Raw genomic sequence first — 6,878 nt, 5'->3', positions numbered from 1 at the left:
ATACTTTATGAAGACGTTTAGCCACTTCCTATCGAATCCAGTGGATTTATTTTCAAAATCCTCTAGCAATATTTTTTGAAAATGTCCCCTTGACTTTTCATAGTTGGTCTTTTATATGTACTTCTATATTTTGCCCCATTATTTCTACAAATTTATGAATGTTAATTCCCCCTAAGCTTGAAATAATTTTTGAAAAGCAAAAACGATACACCAAACACCTATACCGAGTAGGACAGATGTAATAAGTGTAAATGAATTTTTTAAACCAATATAGACAATAAATAATAGTAGTGCTGATGCGGGGAATCCATATAATACCCCTAAAGCAAATTGACTCAATTCTTGTTTATTCCCGCCTTCAAATGAAATCCAAAATAGACTAAGTAAACTTACGAGAGGAAGAGCAGCAATAAAGCCACCTATCGTACTATAATGTTTGGCGACTTCAGTGATAACGCCGATAATAAGTGCCGAAACGATTACTTTAACGAGGAAATGCATATTTTGCCTCCTTCGCTAATAACGAAAATGCTTTTTCAATTAATTGTAGTTCTTCTTTTGATAACTGTGATTCTAATATTTTTATCTTTTCTTTATCTAGTAAAGTATGTTTTTCTAATACTTCAATTCCTTCAATTGTTAATGTAAGGTTTACCACTCTTTCATCTTTTTTATTTCTCTCTTTAACGATGAAACCCTTTTGAATAAGGCGCTTTATATGTTCAGATGCTGTGTTATGAGAAAGGCTAAGCTCAGTAGCGACTTTTCCAATTGTTATATCTTTCTCACGAGAAACGATTTGTAAAATACGAATTGCTTGGTGGGAAAGATTGTCCTCGTATTCGTATCGTAAGTGATAATAAATGCTCTCCCAATGTTGATTAATGTTGTTCATAATAATAAATCCCCTTTTTATATCGTATAGTAAGATATATTCGTTGTTTTAGAAATAAAATCCTTTTATTTGGATAAAAAATGTTGAAAAAGTTTATTTTTATTGAAATATAAGGTAATCTATGTGTAAAGGTATACATTTAGCAAGAGAGAGGATGATAGTTGTGAATACATTCAAATGGATGAGTCATGAACAGATGTATGTAGATGAAATACATGTTGAAAAATGTGGTCCTCTTTCAGTCGGCGTATATGGGGGAAATCAAGAAAGTGATGCATATGAACGAGGAGATGCGGTACTTGCTTGGTGGGACCCTGAATTACAATTTGAATTTGTTATGATTTTTGATACACACCACAAAACAAAAAATATTGATTATATAATAGAAGCGATTTCAGAAAGAAAAGAGAAATTAAAAGAGTTATTTTCCTATCCAATACATTTAGCTTTTCATCATACACATATGTACTTATTAGCGTTATTTACAGATGAGTTATTTATTAAAAAGTGTGATCAAGATGATGAGGAACTCGCTTGCTTAATTTGTTTACGAAAAGGCGAATTTTTATATTGGTTATCAGTTGGTGATTGTTTCGCGTATTTATTCCATTCTGAGAAAACGAAAAATGGAAAAGGACGATTAAATAAACGGAAAAATTACGAATATATTGGCAGGAAAAATATTTTTGCAGCAAATACACCTTGCTTTACGTCAGGTGTAAGAGGATTAGAAAAAGGAATGAATCACATTGTAATGGCAACGGACGGTATTTTAGAGTGTGACAAACGAAGGTTTGATGATGATCAATCTTTAGTAGAAATATTACACGACGGAAATAGCTTGCAGATTGAGCCCGTATTAACAAATGTACTGCAGTGGAAAGGTAGAGACTGTGCCACGATTATTGGATGGTCTATTGATACTGATAATAAACAATGTGCTAATTAATATAAAAGGAGTTCAAGGTTTTTATCCTTGAACTCCTTTTTGTTAAGCAATATGGATGTGATATGTTTTCAACCATTCATTTACTTGTAGCATATACTCCATGGCACTTCTTGCTTCAAAATTGTTAATCACTTTATTACTTTGATCAGCAATTGAAAGTAAGATGGAATGGTTAATAAGTGAGAAAATAGGATTGTTTTTATTGTTACACATATCAAGTGTTAAATTACGGATTGTTTGTAAGTAGTGTGGATCTTGTGAAGTTGGATAAGCGCTTTTTCTTCTATTGCGTACATCGTCAGGTAAAGCTGGTTGTAGTGCTCTACGTAAAATGCCTTTTTCAATATTATCAATACTTTTTATGTTGAAAGGAACATTCCATAAATATTCAACTAATCTATAATCGCAAAACGGTACACGAACTTCAAATCCAACAGCCATACTCATACGATCTTTACGGTCAAGTAAGAAAGGAAGGAATCTTGTTAAAAATAAATAAAACATTTGACGTTGTTTCGCGGATTTTTTACTTTCGCCTTCAAGAGTAGGTACTTCAAGTATCGCTTCTTGGAATCGTGTATCAATATAGTCTTCTAGATTACATTGGTTACTTACTTCATTTAGTAGAAGAGGAGATGTATTTTTCCAATTTGTTAGCCAAGGAAACTTATCTACATATAGTAGTTCTTCTTGATGAAACCAAGGATATCCACCGAATACTTCATCAGCCGATTCGCCGGATAAAGCTACGGTCGCATCTTTTTTCATTTCGCAAAATAGTAAATATAGTGAAGTTTCCATTTCACCAGCACTCGGTAAATCTTTTGCATGAAGGGGAACGAATAAGTGATTTGCTAATTCTTCAGCATTCACAATAATATCATGATGCGCTGTCCCGACATGTTCAGAAACGCGTTTTACCCAAGGAGCGTCTAAACCAGTGCGAGCAAATGTCAGTTCGAAATCTTTTGCGCTATTTACAAAGTCAACAGAATACGTATGAAGTGTTTTATTTTCAGCAGCAAATTCTTTACCCGCAAGTGCAGTAATACCGCTAGAGTCTAATCCGCCTGATAACATACAAACGAGAGGAACATCGGCAATTAATTGTCTTTTTACTGTATCTTGTAAAATAGATAAAATATGCGAAGATGTATCTTCTATAGAGTCTGTATGGAACTTACTTTCTAAATTCCAATACTTAGTAACTACTTTTTTATGACGTGTAAATGTTATAGAATGTCCAGCACGTACTTCTTGAATATGTTTAAAGACGCCACATCCTGGAGTGCGAAATAAGCCTAATCCAAATATTTCATTTATTCCATTCGCATCAATTTCAGCAGGGACAGATGGATGCGCTAATAATGCTTTAATTTCAGAGCCGAAAATAATACTGCCATTTCTTTCTGTAAAAAAGAGTGGTTTTACACCTAAATGATCTCGTGCTAAAAACAATTGTTGCTTCTGATCATCCCATAAGGCAAAAGCGAAAATTCCGTTTAAATGTCGTACGCAGTCTTCTTTCCATTCTAAATAAGCATGTAGTAATACTTCTGTATCTGAATGGGTTTCAAATGCATGCCCACATTTTTGAAGCTGCTCTCTCAGTTCACGGAAATTATAAATTTCTCCATTATAAGTAAGAGCATACGTATAATCACCAGCACGAAATGTCTTAGGCTGTGTCCCGCCTTCTGGATCAATTACAATTAAACGCCGGTGTGCAAAGGCCGCATGAGGTGAAAACCAAAATCCTTCAGCATCCGGACCACGATGCTCAATACTATTTGCCATCTTTTTTAAAATAACATGTTGATTTGAAAGGTCTTCCTTCCAATCTACCCAACCTGTAATTCCACACATACACATCTCATCTCCTAATTTTTAAAATAGATTAATGAAATAAAATGTACACTAAATTAAAGAGTGACTATATAAATAGTGTACTACATGAATTAAATTACAGACTTGAGAAAGTTTTCTTTGAATGCATAGTTATGTGAGAAAATGGCTAAGGGAAAGTATTCCATTACATACAAAAAATAAAAAAGATGAGAGAAAAAATTTTCTCAGACGTTATATAGGGTGTAAAAGCTTTTACAAAACAATAAGGGGAATCGCTACATGAAATCAAATGAGAAAAATTTTATAAAAAGATTACAGCGGCAAAAAGAAGACGCGTTAGAATTCGTTGTCGATACATACTTACCACTCATAAAGGGGATCACGCATAAAGTTCTACTTCCCATTCAAAATGATGGACTCATAGAGGAATGTATAAACGATATATTTCTTTCCATTTGGAATAACGCAAATAAATTCCATGGAGAGCCGAGTGATTTTAAAAAGTGGATTGCAGCGATTGCGAAGTTTAAAGCAATTGATTATTACCGGAAATCGACTAAAACAGTAGAAATCATTTCAGATGAGTTTCATATCAGTACAGAAAAATCAGCAGAAGACGAATTAATCGTTATGGAAGATAGGGAAGAATTATTGAAGCTCATTAATCAATTAGAACCGCTAGATCAAAAGGTGTTCATTATGAAATATTTACTTGGTATGAAGACAGAGGAAATAGGTGACAAGTTAGGATTAACTCGGGCAGCAATTGATAATCGAGTGTACCGGGGGAAAAAGAAACTACAACAAAATGCTACGAATATTAGTTTTGGAGGTAGTGCAATATGAAAGACATTTATGAACTATTAAATGATATTGATATAGATGAAAAAGAACTAGAAGAAATTGAGGCTTCTGAAATTGAAAAGGAAAAAGTAAAACGAAATGTAAAACAATCGATACGTACGAAGAAAAAGATGAAAAGTTGGAAAAAAGGTGTCGCTGCTGCATCAATTTTAGTAGGGTTATCGGTTGCAACTCTTGGTATCGGTTTTCCTACATATGCCGGGGGATTGCCAATTGTAGGTGACATATTCCGATTTTTAGATAATGGTAGAACGGGGTTATATGAAAATTATAAAGAGTTTTCGACTGAATTGAATATGACGAGAGAGAGTAATGGGGTTAAGGTTACAATTAATGATGTAATTTCTGATGGCAGAACATTATCTATAACGTATTCACTGGAAAGTGAGCAGGACTTAGGGGAGGATCCTATCATATTAGGTGGATTGGATATAATGGACGCTCATGGTAGTTCAGGCAGTGGTAAAATGACTAAAGTTACTGAAAAAAAGTATGTAGGTATGGTAACAACGACGCATCATGATAGCAATAAAAAGGACAAAGTAAACTTTAGATGGAATATAGAGAGAATAGAGATGCCAGATAGGAAAAAATCAATACAAGGTAATTGGAATTTCGCGTTAACTGTAAAATCAGTGGATAGTAAAGAGAGAACAATTGGTGGGAGTTCGGAAAAAGAAGGTATAAAAGCAAATATGGAAAAGGTCGCAATATCGCCAGTTTCATTTATTCTTTATTACAATCAAGAGGTTTCTAAGGGCGCGAGGAAAGAATGGGATAGTGTAGATGTTGAATTGACGGTTAAGGATGATTTAGGGAATATTTATTCGGGTGAAGGAAATGGGGGAAGTGGCAACGATCCTTACAATATCCATTGGAGTGCCACCTTCCAAAAACTAAACGAAAATGCAACAAAGCTTATCGTTACACCTCGCGTGCACTTGCGAGTACATACACCTGAAAATCATGGTGGAGTAGAGTATGTGAATGGGAAAGAGAAGAAAATAGAAGTGCCGAAAAAAGAAGCGAAGAGCAAAGATATTGTGTTAGATGATATTGTCATTGATTTAAAGAAATAAAAGAGAGACTGCCTAAAATCATTTAGGCAGTCTTTTTTCGTTAAGAACTAGTGACGAATAGTGCATGCGGATGCTGCGTTTTATACTCATCTTTCCACGGAATGTTTAGTTGTTCCCACGATTCGCCGCTATCATTGGATTGAAAGACGCCATTGTTATTTAACGTGTAAAACGTATGTGGTTCGGCTTCGTTTGTAGCAAACATCGAAATGACTGTACCGATTGCAGATGGTAGTCCTTGTTGTACTTGCTGGAAAGGAGTATCTTTCATTTTTCGATAAATATAAGACTCATAAGGGATACGATGATGAGCGAGATCAGCACTTGGCGCGGCAGAAACGAGAATCGTATCACAATCAGCTGGATCAATAGCCATGCTGTATAAATAATGATGTTCAAGTCCTGCACTACATGAGATCCAGCTGTTTCCATTGTTATAACTCTCAAGATAAGCACGATCAGGTCCGCCCATAAATCCGTCACCACATGATGCATAAAGGCGATTTGGTGCTTCAGGGTGCATAAGTAATTGATGAGCATCGATAGGAGCACCGAATTTTTTATCAATCCATGTATGCCCTTTATCATTACTTTGAATAACAGCACCAGCTTCGATTGAAACGTGTATTGTATTAGGGTTGTTTGGATCAACTGTAATCCAGCGTACGTGATGGGTAAAAGGTCTAGGCGGGAAAGCCCATGTATAAGAAGATAATAATGATTTCATATTTTTAAGTTCAGTCCACGTTTCACCACCATTTTCAGAGCGAAATAAAGCGCTCGGTTCTGTGCCGACATAAACGACCCCATATCCGTTAACTTGTTCATTTGAGCTTATTGTTATGGAAGTGATAGAGGAGTGCAAAATACCATCTTCTTTAGGGAAATCAAAGTAACGATAAGAATCTCCAATTGGTCGCCATGAATCCCCACTATCGTCACTTAACCATAGACCTCGTCCAAATGTTCCGCAATATACACGATTCTTTTGAAATGGATCAACAGCGATACAGGTAGGTTGCATATTTTGTAAGTGATAAGTCGTTTCATAGTTATCATTGTGTTCTTTCACTACAACAAGTTCACGTTCCATACAGAGAAATAAACGTTTCATTTAAGTAACCTCCTTAAAAATTCTTTCATTAGTAAACAATATGAAAATAAAAAAGAAGTAGTCTTGTTTTATTTGAGAAAAAGGGATTGTTTAAAAAATAGCGAAGTGTGTATACAGAGGAAGCGGGCG

General features: G+C 34.9%; 7 protein-coding genes and 1 pseudogene. 3 read left to right on the top strand and 5 right to left on the bottom strand.

Translation table 11 applies throughout. The annotated features are described in order from the left end of the window. Positions 1 to 109: 109 nt before the first annotated feature. The 3 genes and pseudogenes from ACS2CR_RS10530 to ACS2CR_RS10520 all read right to left on the bottom strand — a co-directional run. Positions 110 to 211, bottom strand: a pseudogene (locus ACS2CR_RS10530) (alpha/beta hydrolase); the annotation flags it as partial. After that, positions 172 to 501, bottom strand: a complete 330-nt coding sequence (locus ACS2CR_RS10525; protein WP_053514195.1) for a DUF3147 family protein — start codon at positions 499 to 501, stop codon at positions 172 to 174. The gene ACS2CR_RS10525 and the pseudogene ACS2CR_RS10530, both read right to left, overlap by 40 nt. Continuing rightward, positions 485 to 895: a MarR family winged helix-turn-helix transcriptional regulator gene (locus ACS2CR_RS10520; RefSeq protein WP_001059784.1), complete on the bottom strand. Its 411-nt coding sequence runs from the start codon at positions 893 to 895 to the stop codon at positions 485 to 487. The genes ACS2CR_RS10525 and ACS2CR_RS10520 overlap by 17 nt, the downstream gene beginning before the upstream one ends. A 121-nt stretch (positions 896 to 1,016) precedes the next feature. On the opposite strand from ACS2CR_RS10520, the gene ACS2CR_RS10515 reads away from it, so the two are divergent. Continuing rightward, positions 1,017 to 1,844 carry a protein phosphatase 2C domain-containing protein gene (locus tag ACS2CR_RS10515; protein ID WP_001999549.1) on the top strand — a complete coding sequence of 276 codons (828 nt, stop codon included), beginning with the start codon at positions 1,017 to 1,019 and terminating at the stop codon, positions 1,842 to 1,844. 42 nt (positions 1,845 to 1,886) lie between these two features. On the opposite strand, the gene asnB is transcribed toward ACS2CR_RS10515, so the two are convergent. Next, positions 1,887 to 3,710, bottom strand: a complete 1,824-nt coding sequence (gene asnB / locus ACS2CR_RS10510) for an asparagine synthase (glutamine-hydrolyzing) (RefSeq protein ID WP_000333936.1) — start codon at positions 3,708 to 3,710, stop codon at positions 1,887 to 1,889. A 261-nt stretch (positions 3,711 to 3,971) separates the two neighbouring features. Here asnB and ACS2CR_RS10505 point away from each other — a divergent pair, with 261 nt between their 5' ends. Next, the gene (locus ACS2CR_RS10505) at positions 3,972 to 4,538 is read left to right on the top strand and encodes a sigma-70 family RNA polymerase sigma factor (protein WP_000840007.1); all 567 of its coding nucleotides are present in this window, start codon (positions 3,972 to 3,974) and stop codon (positions 4,536 to 4,538) included. Further along, positions 4,535 to 5,635, top strand: a complete 1,101-nt coding sequence (locus tag ACS2CR_RS10500) for a DUF4179 domain-containing protein (protein WP_000653130.1) — start codon at positions 4,535 to 4,537, stop codon at positions 5,633 to 5,635. The genes ACS2CR_RS10505 and ACS2CR_RS10500 overlap by 4 nt, the downstream gene beginning before the upstream one ends. A gap of 40 nt (positions 5,636 to 5,675) precedes the next feature. Here ACS2CR_RS10500 and ACS2CR_RS10495 read toward each other — a convergent pair whose 3' ends face one another. Continuing rightward, positions 5,676 to 6,749 (bottom strand): glycosyl hydrolase, encoded by a 1,074-nt coding sequence (locus ACS2CR_RS10495; protein ID WP_098569940.1) that lies wholly within the window; start codon positions 6,747 to 6,749, stop codon positions 5,676 to 5,678. Between the last annotated feature and the right edge of the window lie 129 nt (positions 6,750 to 6,878).

The organism is Bacillus cereus group sp. BceL291 (assembly GCF_051776705.1).
Lineage (GTDB): Bacteria > Bacillota > Bacilli > Bacillales > Bacillaceae_G > Bacillus_A > Bacillus_A cereus.
The sequence above is the reverse complement of the archived record's forward strand: the minus strand, read 5'-3'. Positions and strand labels throughout refer to the sequence as shown.

What these genes read in the sequence shown, in the direction of transcription:
- ACS2CR_RS10525 (WP_053514195.1), bottom strand. Translation starts at nt 501, where the DNA reads ATGCATTTCCTCGTTAAAGTAATCGTTTCGGCACTTATTATCGGCGTT.
- ACS2CR_RS10520 (WP_001059784.1), bottom strand. Translation starts at nt 895, where the DNA reads ATGAACAACATTAATCAACATTGGGAGAGCATTTATTATCACTTACGA.
- ACS2CR_RS10515 (WP_001999549.1), top strand. Translation starts at nt 1,017, where the DNA reads ATGTGTAAAGGTATACATTTAGCAAGAGAGAGGATGATAGTTGTGAAT.
- asnB (WP_000333936.1), bottom strand. Translation starts at nt 3,710, where the DNA reads ATGTGTGGAATTACAGGTTGGGTAGATTGGAAGGAAGACCTTTCAAAT.
- ACS2CR_RS10505 (WP_000840007.1), top strand. Translation starts at nt 3,972, where the DNA reads ATGAAATCAAATGAGAAAAATTTTATAAAAAGATTACAGCGGCAAAAA.
- ACS2CR_RS10500 (WP_000653130.1), top strand. Translation starts at nt 4,535, where the DNA reads ATGAAAGACATTTATGAACTATTAAATGATATTGATATAGATGAAAAA.
- ACS2CR_RS10495 (WP_098569940.1), bottom strand. Translation starts at nt 6,749, where the DNA reads ATGAAACGTTTATTTCTCTGTATGGAACGTGAACTTGTTGTAGTGAAA.